At 58.2% G+C, this 17,347-nt stretch carries 16 protein-coding genes; 15 read left to right on the forward strand and 1 reads right to left on the reverse strand.

Annotated features, from left to right (window positions below):
* Positions 1–4: 4 nt before the first annotated feature.
* A complete protein-coding gene (locus LGH74_RS17720; RefSeq protein ID WP_226177674.1) occupies positions 5–3,091 on the reverse strand; it encodes a lantibiotic dehydratase in 3,087 nt (1,028 codons plus the stop codon).
* A gap of 456 nt (positions 3,092–3,547) precedes the next feature.
* Here LGH74_RS17720 and LGH74_RS17725 point away from each other — a divergent pair, with 456 nt between their 5' ends.
* From LGH74_RS17725 to LGH74_RS17795, 15 genes are all read left to right on the forward strand, one after another.
* Entirely contained in the window at positions 3,548–5,962 is a 2,415-nt protein-coding gene (locus tag LGH74_RS17725; protein ID WP_226177676.1) for a TonB-dependent receptor, read from the forward strand.
* Between the two features lie 74 nt (positions 5,963–6,036).
* On the forward strand, positions 6,037–6,240 hold the full coding sequence (locus LGH74_RS17730) for a class I lanthipeptide (RefSeq protein WP_226177677.1): 204 nt from the start codon (positions 6,037–6,039) through the stop codon (positions 6,238–6,240).
* Between the two features lie 53 nt (positions 6,241–6,293).
* Positions 6,294–6,494, forward strand: coding sequence for a class I lanthipeptide (locus tag LGH74_RS17735; protein ID WP_226177679.1), 201 nt, complete (start codon positions 6,294–6,296; stop codon positions 6,492–6,494).
* Positions 6,495–6,539: 45 nt separating this feature from the next.
* On the forward strand, positions 6,540–6,737 hold the full coding sequence (locus LGH74_RS17740; RefSeq protein WP_226177681.1) for a class I lanthipeptide: 198 nt from the start codon (positions 6,540–6,542) through the stop codon (positions 6,735–6,737).
* 46 nt (positions 6,738–6,783) lie between these two features.
* A complete protein-coding gene (locus tag LGH74_RS17745; protein ID WP_226177683.1) occupies positions 6,784–6,963 on the forward strand; it encodes a class I lanthipeptide in 180 nt (59 codons plus the stop codon).
* 55 nt (positions 6,964–7,018) lie between these two features.
* A complete protein-coding gene (locus LGH74_RS17750; RefSeq protein WP_226177685.1) occupies positions 7,019–7,207 on the forward strand; it encodes a class I lanthipeptide in 189 nt (62 codons plus the stop codon).
* A 72-nt stretch (positions 7,208–7,279) separates the two neighbouring features.
* Positions 7,280–7,468, forward strand: coding sequence for a class I lanthipeptide (locus tag LGH74_RS17755; protein ID WP_226177686.1), 189 nt, complete (start codon positions 7,280–7,282; stop codon positions 7,466–7,468).
* Positions 7,469–7,519: 51 nt separating this feature from the next.
* Positions 7,520–7,708, forward strand: a complete 189-nt coding sequence (locus LGH74_RS17760; RefSeq protein WP_226177686.1) for a class I lanthipeptide — start codon at positions 7,520–7,522, stop codon at positions 7,706–7,708.
* Between the two features lie 72 nt (positions 7,709–7,780).
* Positions 7,781–7,966, forward strand: a complete 186-nt coding sequence (locus LGH74_RS17765) for a class I lanthipeptide (RefSeq protein ID WP_226177687.1) — start codon at positions 7,781–7,783, stop codon at positions 7,964–7,966.
* A 509-nt stretch (positions 7,967–8,475) separates the two neighbouring features.
* Positions 8,476–9,660, forward strand: coding sequence for a lanthionine synthetase C family protein (locus LGH74_RS17770; protein WP_226177688.1), 1,185 nt, complete (start codon positions 8,476–8,478; stop codon positions 9,658–9,660).
* 395 nt (positions 9,661–10,055) lie between these two features.
* Positions 10,056–13,184, forward strand: a complete 3,129-nt coding sequence (locus tag LGH74_RS17775) for a lantibiotic dehydratase (RefSeq protein WP_226177689.1) — start codon at positions 10,056–10,058, stop codon at positions 13,182–13,184.
* A 28-nt stretch (positions 13,185–13,212) separates the two neighbouring features.
* Positions 13,213–15,393, forward strand: a complete 2,181-nt coding sequence (locus tag LGH74_RS17780) for a peptidase domain-containing ABC transporter (protein ID WP_226177690.1) — start codon at positions 13,213–13,215, stop codon at positions 15,391–15,393.
* A gap of 192 nt (positions 15,394–15,585) precedes the next feature.
* Positions 15,586–16,083 (forward strand): hypothetical protein, encoded by a 498-nt coding sequence (locus LGH74_RS17785; RefSeq protein ID WP_226177691.1) that lies wholly within the window; start codon positions 15,586–15,588, stop codon positions 16,081–16,083.
* A 215-nt stretch (positions 16,084–16,298) separates the two neighbouring features.
* The gene (locus LGH74_RS17790; protein WP_226177692.1) at positions 16,299–16,853 is read left to right on the forward strand and encodes a nucleoside/nucleotide kinase family protein; all 555 of its coding nucleotides are present in this window, start codon (positions 16,299–16,301) and stop codon (positions 16,851–16,853) included.
* A 13-nt stretch (positions 16,854–16,866) separates the two neighbouring features.
* A complete protein-coding gene (locus LGH74_RS17795; RefSeq protein WP_226177693.1) occupies positions 16,867–17,298 on the forward strand; it encodes a DUF3592 domain-containing protein in 432 nt (143 codons plus the stop codon).
* The last annotated feature ends 49 nt before the right edge of the window (positions 17,299–17,347 follow it).

The following is a 17,347-nucleotide window of genomic DNA, read 5'->3' on the forward strand; positions in this document are numbered from 1 at the left end:
CGCCCTAGGGCGCTACTTTTTGTATAGCCTGCTGCGACTGGTACTGCCGGTGCAGAAAATCGTAGAGCACCATTTCGTGCAGGCGCGCATCGACCGGAATGAGCCGGTTGAGCAGCATGTGAATATAGCTACCCAGCAGACTGTGCCGCTCTACATCGAGCAGCCCTAGCTGGCCCAGGTCGTTTATCTGGCGGGCCAGGCTTCGTACTTCCGGGCTGGGCTTGCCCGTTAGCTCCCAGGTTTGCAGGGCCTGTTGCAGGGCCGGCCGGAAGCTGCGGTATTTGGCGTCGAGCTGCAGCTTCAGGCTTTTGTTCATACCAAACTCGCGGCCAAAGCTTTCCTTGAGCGTATGCAGCAGCGTCAGCTTTTCCGCGAGCGGGCATGCAAAGGCGTCCAGCAGCTCGTCTATCTGGCACAGGCCCCAGATCCAGGGCGTGGCGCTGTCGTCGCCGGCGGTTTCGGCCAGCTTGGCCAGCACGGCGCGGCTATTCTCGTAAAACCAGGTTTCCGACAGCTCCATGGTAGGCGTGCCGTAGCGTTCCAGCTCGCGGCGGTAGGTATCAATCTGGGTTTTCCAGAGGTAGCCGTTGCTCACGTAGGGCTGCACGTAGCTGTTCACCAAGTGCACAATGTCGCCGATACGCTGGGTATCGGGCAGGTGCAGGCGCAACCGGATGTGGTTGTCGGGGTCGGCGTAGCGAATGAAAAACCACTTGTCGATCAGGCCCAGGGCCAGCAACTCTTCCGTGAGGGGCCGGATAACTTCTACCAGCACCCGGTCGGCCACTTTCTGGCCGCAATAGAACTTATAGTAGAGCCACTCGGAGCCCAGGGAAAACTCACGCGTCAGCTCGGCCTGACGGCCCACGTACGTCTTGCCCAAAGCTGTATAGCAGGGTGCATCGCGCACAAGCAGGGCTACTAGCTGGTGGGCATAAGGCTGGCCGGCGGCATTGCGCACCGGGCTGGTTTCATTGGCAAACAAGAACTCCTTGAGCTTAACAGAAGGCCGGGCGCGAATAGCCGCCAGCCATACGCCCACGCTGGTTGCATTATCGGCATCAACGAGCAGCTCATTGTCGCCGTCGGCCAGGGTGAAAAAGCGTGGCAGCTGCCAGCGGCTGCGCAGCTCCTGCAGCCGGGCACCTACTTCCGCCGCCGGAGCCGCCAGCAGCTCCCGCAGATCAGTACGGTCGAGCTGCCAGGACGCGGGCTGCAGGATAACCTGCTGAAACGTGAGGCGGGGCAGAAACTTGGCGTAGAGCGACACCGAACTCCACGAGAAACCCAGCTGAGGCTGCAGGCCCTGGGTTTGCAGGTCGCAGAGAAACTCGTAGACTGGCAAGGCCTGGTGGGCAAAATTGTGGGCCGTACCAAGCCGGGGCACAATAATCTGATTGGTGTGCCGGGAGCGGATAACCAGCTGCCGCCCTTCCATCGACAACGTCAGGTCCTGGAGCCGGACCTGGCCCGCAGCTGGCAGCCCCGACTGCGCCAGATAAGGAATTTCGAAGTCGCGGAATGAGGGCCGCAGCAGAATATTGCCGATGCGGCTTACGGGCAGATGGCAGATTTCGGCGAAGCACACGGCCGGGTTCTGCTCCTGCTCGTACCGGGCCACCTCCCGCACTACCTGCTCAATGTGGGCGTCGGCGTGGGCAAAGCGGCCCAGAATATTCACGGCGCTGGAGCCGCCCACCGTTTCGAGCAGCACCTGACCCTCATCCAGCAGCCGGAACACGACAGGCAATGAGGGCGGCAGCGGATTGGTGGCCGGCGCAAAGCCCTGCACTTCCTCTTTGGTAATGCTGACGCTGTACTGCCGGTTGCGGTCGGCCTCGCGCAGCTTCTGATACATGAACTGCTGTACCTCGTTTTGGCGCAGGGCGCGGCCCTTGTTGCTTTGCCCGGCCAGGGCCAGGTCGTGAACCAGGGGTGAATAGGTGCTTTTGCCAAAATCGGAGTAGCGCAGGCCACTTTCGTTGTCGAGGGCTTCGAGCAGCGGTACAGCCTGGCTTTCGTAACGGGCCTGAAATCGGTCTTTAAAGTCCTCCAGCCGCTCGTTTTTGGCCGCCGGGGTTAGGTGCGTCAGTACTTCGAGGGCTTGCAGGAGCTGCTCCTGCACCGGCGTGCCCAGGGTAGCGCCGGCCTCCAGGCCCCGGATAGAATCGGTCTGGAATAGCTTGTTTTTCTGAATCGGGATGCCCAGCGGCTGTAGCGTGGCCACAATCTGCTCGTAGGCCTCGGCAGAATTTACCGGGTTGCGGTCCAGCACGGCGAGCTGGTCGGCCACCTGCTGCAGCCGGTGCTGTAGGGCCTGAATGCCAGCATTGGGCGCGGCGGCGTGCAACCGGGCCAATACGGCCTGTATATGCACGTAAAACTCGGGGCCGGTAACGGTGGGCTCCAGCTCACTGACCAGCACCTGCGCCCCAATCAGCTCATCAATATAGCCCAGAGCGGCTTCCATTTCGGTTTCATCGGCGGCCAGCAGGCAAGCCAGGGCTGTGCGCGTGATACCCGGCCGGCTGGCCTCTACAACTCGCTGCAGATACTCCGACACAGCGGCCGAGCTTATCTGGTGCACCCGCTCTTCCTGCACGAAACGGTGCTCGATGTAGCGGATTTCCTCCCCGATCTGGTAAATACTGGTATTAGGGAAATACAGAATCCGCTGCTTTACGGCTTCCAGCTCCGAGAGCTGATAGGCCAGTGTGCACAGGTAGTGCATATCGAGGCGGGTGTGGCGGGTGTTGTTTTCCGGGGTCAGCGTAATGCGGCTCTCCTCGCCCCAGCTCACCACCGAGCAGCCCGCAAACAGGCCGAAAGGCGTGCAGCGGCTGGTCATGCGGGCATAGTAGCGGGCCACGGTACCCAGCAGCTTTTCCACCTTCTTGGGGTCGGTCAGTTCGCCGCTCTGCCACTTCTGGCACTCCTGACACAGGTCGGGAGAGGCCAGGTAGAGCGCCTCCATAAAGGCAGCGTCGCGGAGGCGGAGGCGCAATGCATCAGTATCGAAGGCGCTGTCGAAAGGGCCGGCGGGCGTGCGCAGAATCAGGTTGGGGTGAAAATGGTAGAGTTGTTTCAACATAGCTATAGGGAGAGGCGGCAGAACGAGGAGTTGAAAAGATGCCGCAGCCAGGTAGGCCACCAGAGCCTGGATTTGCGCAGCAACAAGTTGCGCAAACATTTGCGGCCTGCCAAGCTCATTCTGGCCAGTGCGCGGCACTTTAGCGCGCCTCTTAGCGGTGCATCATTACCGGGTGCAATGGGCTAGGTAGCTGGAACTAGGCCCGACTATAGCCCGAATCACCGGATTGGTCCTTTGGAAAGTCCTGTTGGTGTAATTGATTTCACCGGCCCGGACCGGCGCTCTATGTTTGTATCATCAGGTCGGGAATAGCACGGCAAACGAGCCACAAAACGCCCTCCTGACCGTTAAAAACCTGATTTTGGGTTTGTCCTTACAAAGAGCCGGTTGGTGTAATAAATTATCAACCAGCCGCTGAGCCGCCTAAGTTTGTATCAATCCTTACCGCCTACCGCTATGAAAAGTATAGTTCCTGCCACTTTCCTTATGGTTGCCGCCTGCACCGGATTTCACTCCGCCCAGGCTCAAAGCACCAACGGTATTCTGACCGGAGCCGTAGCCGACAGCCTCACCAAACAAGTGCTGCCTTACGCTACGATTGTACTGAAAAAAGCTTCCGATCCACAATTCGTGCTCAGCACGATGAGTGATGAAAAAGGCAGCTTCCGCTTCGAGGGCCTGCAGGCCGGCAGCTACTCGCTGCTGGGCACCTTCATCGGCTACCGCAGCTTTGTGCAGGAAGCCATTACGGTAGAGGCCGGTGCCGCCCCGCAGCTGAACGTGCTGCTGGCCCCCGACCGCAAGCTGCTGAAGGCCGTGACGGTAACCGCCGTGAAGCCCTTCATCGAGATGCGCGCCGACAAAGTGGTACTAAACGTAGCCGAAAGCCCGATAGCCACTGGCGGCACCGCTGCCGAAGTGCTGGGCCGCGCCCCAGGCGTAGTTGAGTCGAACGGCAGCTACTCGGTGCGGGGCAAGCAGGTAGCAGTGCTCATTGATGGCAAATACACCAACATGAGCGGCTCGGACCTGAAAGACATGCTGGCTGCCATGCCCAGCAACACGCTCGACAAGGTAGAGGTAATCACCAACCCTTCAGCCAAGTACGACGCCCACGGTGGCGCTCTTATCAACATTGTGACCACCAAAAGCAAGTCGTTTGGTACCAACGGCACCCTGACCAGCGGCCTCGGCACGGGGCGCTACGCCCGCTACAGCAGCGGCCTTAGCCTGAACCACCGGCAGGAGAAATTCAACCTCTACGGCAGCTACGACTACCTGCGCCTGAAGAACTATAGCCGCTCGGAAACGCAGCGCGCCGTAAGTCCGGAGGCAGCGCTGGCCGAAAACGGCAACGAAGTGGCCGAGCGCCACAGCAACACCGCCAAGCTCGGCCTAGACTACGACATTAACAAAACCAGCTCAGCCGGCATCCTGGTGAAGGGTATCATGAGCTTCCGCAACCGGGCCGGGGGTACAGGCTCAGTATTGGCCGGCACCGGCACCAACGACCTGCTCTCCAACGTGCGCACCACCGGCGACTCCCGCTTCATTAGCCCCACGGTGAACCTCTACTACAAATCGACGGCGGGCAAGCCGGGTACGGAATTGCGCCTCAGCGCCGACTACTTCCGCTACCAGAAAGCCTGGCACGACGATATCAGCACCTTTTATCAGAATGCCGACGGCACCGACTACGCCGACCCGTGGTATCTGCGCAACAACTCGCCGGCCAGCAACGACGTCAAATCCCTGGCCGTGGACTACACCCGGCCCCTGGAAAAGGCAACGCTGGAAATGGGGGCCAAATCGACCTTCACTACCACCGACAACGACATTCGCTGGCAGGAGCTGACCGACGGGGCCTGGCAAACGGACGCGGGCAAGACCAACCACTTCATCTACCGCGAGAATATCAACGCGGCGTATATCACCTACAACAAAAAAATCCAGAAAGTAGGCTTGCAGGCCGGGCTGCGCACCGAGCAAACCAACACGGAAGGCACTTCCCTGACCACGGGGCAAACTACCAGGCGCAACTACCTGAACTTCTTCCCCAGCGTGACGGTCAACTACGACCAGTCGGACAAGCAGCAGCTCAGCTTTAGCTACCAGCGCCGCATCGACCGATTCCGCTTCGACCTGGTAAACCCCTTCGTAACCTACGTCAGCCAGTATTTATACTATCAGGGCAACCCCAACGTGCGGCCTTCGACTTCCCACAACTTCTCCTTCTCGCACACTTACAATAACCAGCTCTCGACCTCCATCAGCTACTCGCACCACCAGGACGTACTGACGCAGGTGTTCCGCAAACGAGACGCCACCGCAGTAGTAAGCACCTTCGAAAACTCCAATAGCGCCGAGTCGATTGACATCAACGTGGCCCACTCCAAGCAGCTACTGCACAACAAGTGGAGCAGTACCAACACCGGCGGCCTGAGCTACGCCAAAGTCAACTCGACGACCGATGCAAGTCTGAACTCGGCCACTCCTTCGCTCTACGCCAGCTCCAACAACTCCTTCCAGGTGGCCAAGGGCCTCAAGCTGGAACTCTCAGCCTACTACTACTCTCCCATGAAATTCGGGGCCTACGACTTCGCCGCCCGCTATGCCGGCAGCCTGGGCATGTCGAAGAGTGTATTGCAAGGTGCCGGCACCCTGACGCTGAACGTGACCGACCTACTTAACACCCAAACCAGCCGCTACACCATCAGCTCCTTTGGGGTGAACTCGACCAACGAAAGCAAAGCCGAAAGCCGGTTTGTCCGGCTCAACTTCAGCTACCGGTTTGGCAACAAGAATGTGAAGGCCAGCAAGGCCCGCAAAATAGGGACCGAAAGTGAGCAGCGGCGTATGGAAGCAAACTAGTCCCAACTCTCAGCCCACCAAAACCGCTTGTTTATCTCCTTATTCTCTTGTCTTAGCTATAACCACTATACCTCATGAAAAAGCACGCTTCCCTCAATAACAGCAAGTTACTCCTCAACAAAGAGCGTATTGCCTGCCTCTCGGCCAGCGACATGGAACACATCATCGGCGGCTTCCAGGTGGATGCCCACGAGTACAGCACCAACGGCGTAGGCACCTGCAACATGTGCACCACCTTAGGCGGCAACACCCAGCTGATTCAGTACGAGACTCGCTAGCCGGCCTTCCCTGCCCCACTTTATCCTGCCTATCTCTACTACCGATATCCACTATGAAAAAGCAAGCCTCCTTCAGCAACAGCAAATTGCTCTTCAGCAAAGAGAAAATAGCCCACCTCTCCGCCCCGGAACTTGCCCAGATTGTGGGTGGCGCGGCTCAGGCCGACTGCAACAGCAGCCGCCACGATTTCACCTGCCAACTCTGCACGGGAGTAACCCACAACGATGGGCAGGCGCTGGTACAGCCCGAATAGAAATTCATATAGCTCAATTATAATCAACACACTACTACCACTATTATGAAAAAGCACGATTCCCGTAAGCTTAATTTCAGCAAGGAAAAAATCGCCAATCTATCGGCGGCCGACCTCGACCAGGTGGTAGGCGGCAAAGAAGCTCCTACTGTGGGCGACGCCAGTACCCGGTGGCTTTTCACCTGCGAAATGTGTACTACCATCGGGCCCGATACCAGCATTGCACCGCAGGAGCAAGTATAGCCCCCGGCTCCTCATATAACTTATTGCCAATCAATAAGCCACCGTTATGAAAAAGCAAAATTCGAACAAGCTCGCCTTCAGCAAAGAGAAAATAGCCAACCTATCGGCCGCGGAACTGGGCCAGATAATAGGTGGCCAGCAAGACGGCGAAAGAATCAGCACTTACCACGATTTTACCTGCGGCTTGTGCACTGACGTTCACGTCGAAATCAAAGACAAACCTTAACCTTTTTTTACTCACTTTTCTTCATTCACTTTCATCCTTTATTTAACCCATTATCATGAAAAAGCAAGATTCCAACAAGCTCACCTTCAACAAGGAAAAAGTAGCTAACCTGTCGTCGGCCGACCTGGGCCAAGTGGTAGGTGGCAAAGAGGCTCCGGCCGCTACCGACACGAGCACGCACGCCAACTTTACCTGCAGCCTGTGCACCACGCTGACCGGCATTGCCCCAGAAGAGCAGGCTTAATTGCCCCTACTGTAGCACGTATTCTTACTCACTTTTTATTTCATCTTTCTTCATTTCTTATTTACCACTATCATGAAAAAGCAAGATTCTAAACTCGCCTTTAACAAAGAAAAAGTAGCTAACCTGTCGTCAGCTGATCTGGACCAGGTAGTAGGTGGCAAAGAAGCCGCTACCCACCCCACCGACGGCAGCACCCACGCCAACTTTACCTGCAGCCTGTGCACCACGCTAACTGGTATTGCTCCCGAAGAGCAGGCGTAATTTCTCTTAATTCTAATTTCTCATTCTTTTCACTCTATCAATTCTATTATCATGAAAAAGCAAGATTCTAAACTCGCCTTCAACAAAGAAAAAGTAGCTAACCTGTCGTCGGCCGACCTCGACCAAGTAGTAGGTGGCAAAGAAGCCGCTACTCACCCTACGGATGGCAGCACGCACGCTAATTTCACTTGCAGCCTGTGCACCACGCTGACCGGCATTGCCCCCGAAGAGCAGGCTTAATTGCCCCTACTGTAGCACGTATTCTTACTCACTTTTTATTTCATTTTTCTTCATTTCTTATTTACCACTATTATGAAAAAGCAAGATTCTAAACTCGCCTTCAACAAAGAAAAAGTAGCTAACCTGTCGTCAGCTGATCTGGACCAGGTAGTAGGTGGCAAAGAGGCTCCGGCCGCTACCGACACGAGCACCCACGCCAACTTCACCTGCAGCCTGTGCACCACGCTGACTGGTATTGCTCCCGAAGAGCAGGCCTAGGTTTCTGAACCGCTAGCTTATCATCTCCAGCCTTTCGCTACTTCACGAAGTTCCCCGCCTACGCCGACCAGATTGGCCCTACACGCAACGAGCTATGTCAATGCGTCGCCAGCGAAGCTTTAGTAGCGTAGCGAAAGGCTGAAGATGGAGCCCCTCGCCTGCCCCTTGTGGCACTCCCACCGGGGGCAGGCACCGAGGCTACTCTCCTACTTATTGCCTCTGTTATCATTGAGTTACATTATATCATTAGCTGCTTTCGTTGCCTATTATTTGCCTTATTTTAGCCTTTATTATTACCTGCTTTATTACCTATTTTATTTAGCTATCCGGACGGCAATCGTCGCAATACTGTTTACACAGGGCTCTACTTAAAAGGGACCTGTGTAACAGTTTTTATAGACAGGTCGCCCTATTTTTCATCTTCCTGACGTCCTGTCTTTTCCTTTCGACTTAACGGGCAATTGCCCCTTTTCTCATACTAGCTTTTCGCTGCTAATCGATTTTGTTTTATGCCTACGCAAGAAGTAATCAGCACCAAGCTGCTGCAGATCGAGCAAGATATTTTTGCCACGTACACGGCCAAGCCGTCCCTGTCGGTAATGTGTGGTAACGGCGCGCTGCCCATCTTCTACTATAGCCTCTACCACACCTACCAGGACGAAACGTACCGGGAAAAGGCGGAAGTAATTCTGGACCATATTCTCGACCAGCTCAACCAGGGCATTACCTCCTTCACGTACTGCGACGGTCTGACGGGCGTAGCCACTATGTTGAGCTATCTGGTGGAAAAGGAGTTTATTGGCGACGAAATGGACGATTTCCTGAGCCAGTGCGACGAGGCTCTGTTCAAAGTATTTACCCGGCTCATGGCGCAGGCCGACCTCGACTACCTGCACGGCTCGCTGGGCGTGGCTACCTACTTCCTGAACCGTTACCGCACCAGCCCGGCCGTGCTGCCCCAGCTGCTTACCATTGGCGCCGCCATTCACGAGCACGTAGCGCACATGGTCGACCCGGCTACGAGTACGGCCGAGGTTTTCAACTGCGGCATGGCGCACGGCCAGGTGTCAAGCCTGATTTTTCTGACCAAATACCACACCCTGGCCCCCAATCCGGCCGCGGTAGCAGCTACCATCCGCCTCATTGCCCAGCGCCTGCTTGGGTATCAGTCGGCCAATGCGGCTACGCTGTCCATTTTCCCGGCAATTGTGCAGCTCGCCGGCTCCGGCACACCCGATGAGGCGGCCTATAGCGTGCCCAATGGCTGGTGCTACGGCGACACGATGATTTCGCTCGGTTTGCTGGCTGCCGGCCAAACCCTGCACGATGCCGACCTAGTGGCCGAGGCTACGGCACTGGCCCTGCGCACCACGGCCCGCAACAGCTGCGAAACGGCCATCATCAACGACGGCGGCATGTGCCACGGCAGCGCCGGGCTGGCGCATATGTACAAAAAATGGCACCAGGCCACGGGCATCGAGGCCTTCGAGGAAAACCATCTGCACTGGCTGCGCCAAACCCTGGAGCTGACCAACCACGCCGATGGGCTGGGCGGCTTCAAAAAGTTCGAGGGCAATAATAAGTACTCCAACAAGTTTGGCCTGCTCGACGGGGCCAGCGGCGTGGGCCTGGTGCTGGCCGACTACGTGCACGGCCAGCCTTCCGACTGGGACCGGTTCTTTTCGCTGTCGTAACTCCTCTTGCGGCACTCAGCAATGCCGCCACCGGGCCGGCTTCTCCTTGGGGAAGCCGGCCCGGTGGCTTTCCGGCGTACCAGTTGGCCAGCTCAAAGCAACCGGCATGCCCTGAGCCAGCGGCCAGCGGCTGGGTCATTTTGCCGGCAAAATCAGGCCTATTGACCCCGAAATTCGGGTTGGTATAGGCAATGACCGGGTTCGTGTATTTTTTTTCAGGACGGGAAAGGACCGGGGTATTTTTGGTAAGAAGAATAAGAATAGGGGTGTTCTGCCCCCGCTTTTGAGCGGGTGAGCAGTAGCTGCCGGGTAACGCATCCGCATTAGCCTCGCCACTCGCCCATTCGGCCGCTTCCTGCCTTAAAATCATACTCTGTCATTCTAAATCCGTTTTTATGAGTGCTGCCTATTTATTTGATAACCGCCTGATTGTAAGAACGCCACGCCTGCCCTTTACCGACCGACTCGGCACCGTGGAGCTGGATGAACTACTGCAAGACGACTCGTTTCTGGAAGCCCTGTACCTAGCCTCGCCGGTGCTTTACGATGAGTGCCTGAAACACCGGCAGGGCCAGCGCGGTAGCCGCAAGGAGGTGGAAAAGCTGGCCAAATCGGTGAGCAAGTATTTCCGCCGCATGAGCACGCGCTGCACACCATTCGGCCTGTTTTCGGGCTGCGGCCTCACCGCCTGGACCGACCAGCCCAGCGCCGTGCGCCTCGATACCCGCCGGCTGCAGCGCCACACCCGCCTGGATATGCTCTACCTCTGCGCCCTGGCCCAGAAGCTGGCTACCCTGCCCAGCGTCAAGCAAAACCTGCTGTTCTTCCCCAATACCAGCATCTACTCCATCGGCGACGAGCTGCGCTACGTCGAATATATGTACGGCCGCAGTGGCCGCCAGCATCAGATTAGCTCGGTAATGGCTTCCGAATACCTGCGCGACGTGCTGCAGGCCGCCACGGCCGGCATTACCATCGACCAGATGATAGGCCGGCTCGTGAGTGAGGAAATTACTGAGGAGGAGGCCCGCGAGTTTATTGAGGCCGTGGTAGCCTCGCAGCTGCTGGTGAACGAGCTGGAGCCCGCCATTACGGGCCCGGAGTTTATCTACCAGATTCTCGAAACCCTGGAGCGCCTCAACCAGGTGGAAAACCCCGAACTGACCGCCATTATTCACACGCTGCGCACGGTGGATAATCTGCTGCTGAGCTTCGACCAGAACCCGCAGAACCAAGCCGCCGACTACCGCCGGCTCATGGGCCTACTCGACGAGCTGGGCGTGGCCTACGAGGAAGGCAAGCTCTTCCAGACCGACCTGGGCACCACCGTGCAAGGCGGCCTGAACGTGGGCTTCCAGAGCCGCATCAAGCAAGCGCTGGGCATTATGAACAAGCTCACGGTGCGCAAGGAAAACGAGCGAATTCAGTCGTTTATCAAACGATTTCGGGCCCGCTACGAAGACAAGGAAATGCCGCTACTGGAGGTAATGGACACCGAAACTGGCCTGGGCTACCTCGAAAACACGGGTAGCAGCATTTCGCCCCTAGTGGGCAACATTCACGTGGGCGGCAAAGAGCCGGAGCAGAAGTTTGGCTGGGGCAAGCTCGAAGTATTCCTCAATGACAAGCTGCAGAAAGCCTACGAGCAAAAGGCGCTCAACGTGGATATTTCCGAGGCCGAGCTGGGCAACTTCACCGAAAACTGGACCGACCTTCCCCCTTCTCTGTCGGTAATGTTCCGGCTGCTGGACTCGACCACCGACACGCTGTACATGGAAAGCATCGGCGGCTCCAGCGCGGCCAATCTGCTGGGCCGCTTCGCCCACGCCAACCCCGCCATCAACGAGCTGGTGTGCGACATTACCCGCGCCGAGCAGGAGCAAAACCCCGAGGTGGTGTATGCCGAAGTGGTGCACCTGCCCGAAAGCCGCATAGGCAACGTGCTGCTGCACCCGGCCTTCCGGGCCTACGAAATTCCCTACCTGGCCAAGTCGTCGCTGCCCCAGGAGTTTCAGCTGGACGTGCAGGACCTCACTATTTCGGTGAAGGCCGGCCGCGTGGTGCTGCGCTCCAAGCGCCTGAACAAGGAAATCATTCCGCGCCTGAGCACGGCCCACAACTACAGCAACAACTCGTTGCCGGTGTACCAGTTTCTGTGCGACCTGCAGCTGCAGGGCAAGCGCCAGTCGCTGCATTTCAACTGGGGCACGCTGCAGTCGCAGCACCAGTTCTTGCCCCGCGTGACGTGCCACAACACCATTATTCACCTGGCCCGCTGGAGCTTCGGCCACAAAAACGTGAAGCCCCTGCTGGGCCTCGAAGGCGAAGCGCTGCAAGCTGGCCTGCAGGCCTTCCGGGAGCAGTGGAACCTGCCCCAGGTGGTAGTGCTGGCCGATAATGACCACGAGCTGCTGATTGACTTCCACAACGAGTCGATGGTGCAGATCTGGCTCGACTCGGTGAAAAACCGGCCCAACTTCATGCTGCGCGAGTTTTTACTCAACCAGACGGTGGTCGTCGATGAGCAGCAGGCTTCTTACGTCAACCAGTTTGTGGCCGTGCTCGTGAAGCACGAGCCCTCGTACCAGGCCGTAGTGCCGGCCAGCCGCCGGCAGCCCCAGGCTCCCGCGCCGGTCACGGCCAGCTTCGCGCCCGGCTCCGAGTGGATTTACTTTAAGCTGTACTGCGGTATTAAGTCGGCCGATAAGATTTTGCTTAACGCCATCAAGCCCCTGAGCGAGGAACTGCTGGCCCTGGGCCTGATCGACAAGTGGTTTTTCATCCGCTTCACCGACCCCGACTTTCACCTGCGCCTGCGCTTCCACCTCACCGACATCAGCAAAATCGGGGATGCTATGCGCATTATCCACTCGTATCTGCAGCCCTTCCAGGCCGCCGGCTACCTCTGGAAACAGCAGCTCGACACCTACAACCGGGAGCTGGACCGCTACGGCAGCAACGCCATTGAGCTGGCCGAAACCTTCTTCTACCACGACAGCGTGGCCCTGCTCGGCCTGCTCGACCTGACCGAAGGCGACGAGCGCGAAAACGTGAAGTGGCTCTGGGGCCTGCGCGCCGTGGACGAGCTGCTCGACGGGTTCCGGTATTCGCTGAGCGAAAAAGCCGCCCTGCTGCTGCAGCTGCGCAACTCCTTTGCCACCGAGTTCAGCATGGAAAAGCCGCTCAAGCTGCAGATGGACTTCAAGTACCGCAGCAACAAGGCTAAAATTGACCAGATTCTGAACCGCGACCAGGACCTGCAGAACGAGCTGTATCCGCTGCTGGAAGTGCTGGCCCGCAAAGCCGCGCAGGTGCAGCCCGTAGCCGAAGCCCTGCTGGCCCTGCAAGCCCGCCAGGAGCTGGGCCTGAGCGTGGGCAGTCTGCTGAGCAGCTACATCCACATGGTGCTGAACCGCATTACGACCTCCAACCCGCGCCTGCACGAGTTGGTGCTCTACGATTTCCTGTCGCGCTATTACCAGTCGGCGCTGGCCCGGGCCAAGCCCCGGCCGGTGGCAGTCTAATTATTCCTTATCACTTAGGCGAATTGCTATGTTTACGACCTTCCCCCATTATCAGCAATACGACGAAATGGATTGCGGGCCTACCTGCCTGCGCATCATCAGCAAGTACTACGGCAAGCTGCTTTCGCTCGATTATCTCCGTAAGCTCTCCAACACCACCCGGGCCGGCTCCAGCCTGTTGGGCATCAGTGAGGCGGCCGGCAAAGTGGGCTTCCAGACCCAGGGGGCGCGCCTGTGCTTCGACGATCTGCAGGCCGAAGCGCCCTTCCCGTGCATTGCCTACTGGAATCAGCGCCACTTCGTCATTGTCTACAAAATCAAGCGCGGCAAAGTCTACGTCTCCGACCCCGCCCACGGCCTGATAACCTACACCAAGGAGGAATTCCTGAAAAGCTGGGCCGTAGCCGGCGAGGAAGGCATCGTGCTGACCCTGGACACGACGCCCGAGTTTGAGCAGATTGAGTCGGAAGCCGGCACGATGTCGGAGGGTATGCAGTTCATCTACAAGTACTTGCTCAAGTACAAGACCCTGATGCTGCAGCTCATCGTGGGCCTGGTGGCGGGCAGCCTGCTGCAGCTCGTGTTTCCCTTCCTCACCCAGAGCCTGGTCGACGTGGGTATTCAGCAGAACAACCTGGGCTTTATTCACCTGATACTGGTAGCTCAGCTGCTGCTCTTTCTGGGCAAAACCAGCGCCGAGGTGCTCAGGGGCTACATTCTAATGCACCTGAGCAGCCGCATCAACATCAACCTGCTCTCCGACTTTTTCATTAAGCTGATGAAGCTGCCGCTGGGGTATTTTGACATCAAGATGACCGGCGACATTCTGCAGCGCATCAACGACCACCAGCGCGTGGAGCTGTTCCTGACCTCGGGTACGCTGAACGTCATTTTCTCCTTTGTGAGCCTGGTGATTTTCGGCGTGGTGCTGGCCATCTACAGCCCGGTTATCTTCCTGGTGTTTGCCGTCTTCAGCGCGGCCTACTTCATCTGGATTCAGTTTTTCTTGGCCAAGCGTGCCAAGCTCGACTACAAGCGCTTCAGCCAGCTGGCCCAGAACCACGAGAAAAACCTGGAGTTGATTCACGGCATGCAGGAAATCAAGCTCCACAACGCCGAGCAGAAAAAGCGCTGGCAGTGGGAGCTGCTGCAGGTGAAACTGTTTCAGACCAACCTGGGCAGCCTCAAGCTCAGCCAGGTACAAACCGGCGGGGCCTCGCTCATCAACGAGCTCAAGAACATTCTCATCTCGTTTCTGGCGGCCCGCCTCGTGCTCGACGGCCAGATTTCGCTGGGCGTGATGCTGTCCATTTCCTACATCATCGGTCAGCTCAACTCGCCCATTCTGCAGGTCGTCGAGTTTATCAAATCGTGGCAGGATGCGCGCCTGAGCATTGCCCGCATCAACGAGATTCACAGCAAGGACGACGAGGAAACCGTAGCGGAGGTAGAGTCGCAGGAGGCCATTGCGGCCGGCGACATTGCCATCCAGGAGCTCTCGTTCAAGTACGACAGCAGCGCCACCCTGTCCCTGCGCGACATCAACCTGGTGATTCCGCACCAGAAGGTGACGGCCATTGTGGGAGCCAGCGGCAGCGGCAAAACCACGCTGCTCAAGCTCCTGCTGCGCTTTTACGAGCCCGTGAAAGGCGGCATCTCGGTGGCTGGCCGCGCCCTGACGGGCCTGAGCCACCGCGGCTGGCGCGACAAGTGCGGGGCCGTGATGCAGGAAGGCTACATCTTCAACGACACCATCCTGAACAACATCGCCGTGGGCGAGGAGGAAATCGACCCGGAGCGGGTAAAGCACGCGGTGCACATTGCCAACATTCAGGAGTACATCGACACGCTGCCGCTGCGCTACAACACCAAGATCGGGCAGAACGGCATGGGCTTGAGTACGGGCCAGAAGCAGCGCATCCTCATTGCGCGGGCCGTGTACAAAAACCCGGAGTTCCTGTTTTTCGACGAAGCCACCAGCGCCCTCGACGCCAAGAATGAGCGCATCATCAGCGAAAACCTGAGCAGCTTCTTCGCCCAGAAAACGGTGGTCGTCATTGCCCACCGCCTGAGCACAGTACGCAACGCCGACCAGATCATTGTGCTGGAAAAAGGCCAGATCGTAGAAACCGGCAACCATACCTCCCTCATTCAGGAGCGCGGCATCTATTTCAACCTGGTAAAAAACCAACTGGAGCTGGGCGACTAGTGCCCCGCACCGCTACCGAAAAGAACGTCATTCCGAGTGCAGCGTAGCGGAGCCGAGGAATCTCACGTGCAGTGGTAATCGATGCCATTACAACTTTAGCACGCGAGATTCCTCGCAGGCTCGGAATAGCGCTTTACTTATCAGCTGCTCGTTCAGCCTTTCTTGTTGCTTACACTTTAATCTTCTATCGTTATGCCCATTACCAAAACCCTACCCGGCGCGCCGGTGCTGAGCCAGGAAGTGAAGCTCATTCTGGATACGCCCCCGGTGTGGCTGGTGCGCTGGGGCAATGTGCTGCTACTGGCAGCCATCGTAGCCATTCTCGCTTCGGCCAGCTTTTTCCGCTACCCTACTACGCTCAGCGGCAAAGCCGTGCTGGCTCCTCAGGGCCCAACCATCGTCACGCTGTCGGCGGTGGCGGCCCGCAGTGTGCAGCCCGGCCAGAAAGTCATTATCAGCCTGAATAACTTTCCGAGCGACGAATACGGCACGCTCACCGGTGTAGTGGCTACGGCTCCGGTAGCCGCTGGCCCGCAGCAAGCCTCCGTGCGGGTGTATATGACGGCCGGCTACACCACTACCTACCACAAGATTCTGGCGATTCGGGGCAGCAGTGAAGGTGCGGCCCGCATCATCACGGCCGATAAGCGCCTGCTCGACCGGCTGCTGGACCGTGTAAAATCTATCTGATCCTTCGTGTAGCACTTACCGCAAGAGGCGGCCCGGAACCTTCCGGGCCGCCTCTTTGCGTTGGGTGGGTAGCAGCCACGGCGGGTAGCAGCAGCGCAGCAGCCACCGGGCCGCGAGGGAAAAACGGGCACCGCGTTGGAAGCCAGCAAAACCCATCGGACCTTGCGACTTTTTCTGCTTTACCCGGGCCGGCTCACGGCGGGTTTTCCTCAGCTATGGTGCATCTCATTGGAATTTCGGGCCGCCGGGGTAGCGGCAAAGACACCGTGGCGCGGCTGCTGCAACAGCTCCAGCCCGAGCGTAACTGGCAGATTATGTCTTTCGGCGACGCCATCAAGGCCGTGTGTGCCACCTTGGCCGGCGAAAGTACCGCGCCCTACTACACCCAAACCGGCAAGACCGAGCTGCTGAATGACTTTGGCCGCACCCGGGGCGAGATGCTCCAGCAGGTGGGCGCCGCGCTCCGGGCCTGGGACTACGAAATCTGGGTGAAGGCCTTCTTTGCCCGCCTGCCCCCCGACCGGTTTATCATCGTGCCCGACGTGCGCTTTCCCAACGAGGCCCAGCCCATTCTGGACCGGGGCGGCCTGATGCTGCGCGTGGAAGGCGACCCGCTGAAGCAGCAGGGCGACGGCACCCGCGACGACAATCACCCCAGCGAAACGGTGATGGATACGTACGCGCAATTTGCCGCCGTGCTGCCCAACGTGGGCTCCCGCGAGGCGCTGCGTCGCCAAGTAGAGCAGCAGGTGCTGCCGCTGCTGTCGTAAGTCAGGCCACGCTATGAGTTGGCAGAATGGCTTCACCCGGGCAGTTGGGCGCTGGCTGCTGCGCCCCCTGTGCTTGCTGTGCATAGTACTCGTCTTGTGGAATGCCGGGAAGCGGTGGCGCATGCTGCATGGCACGCCGGCCGCGGCCGTGGTGCATCAGCGGCTGGGCAAAGAGGGCTCCGGGAGCAGTGGCGTTTATACGCTGGTGGTACGCTACAGCCCGCCCCAGCAACATCAGCAGTTTGCCCAAGTCTCAACGGACCGAAGCACTTCCGACAGTCTGCCTCCTGGTACCCCCGTGCAGGTGTGCTACCGTAGCACCGACCCTGCTAACGCGCTATTGAGTACCGAACAAAGCTACAGCTGGCAGCTGATGGGCATCACCCTCGTTTGCCTGGTGGTATTCTTCAGCACTGGCAATGTCTCCGGGGTCAAACGAAGCTAGGCGCTCCGGAATAGCTGACTATTCTTTTGCCGGCACAACTCCCTAGCAC

This window comes from Hymenobacter lucidus (genome assembly GCF_020447265.1).
Lineage (GTDB): Bacteria > Bacteroidota > Bacteroidia > Cytophagales > Hymenobacteraceae > Hymenobacter > Hymenobacter lucidus.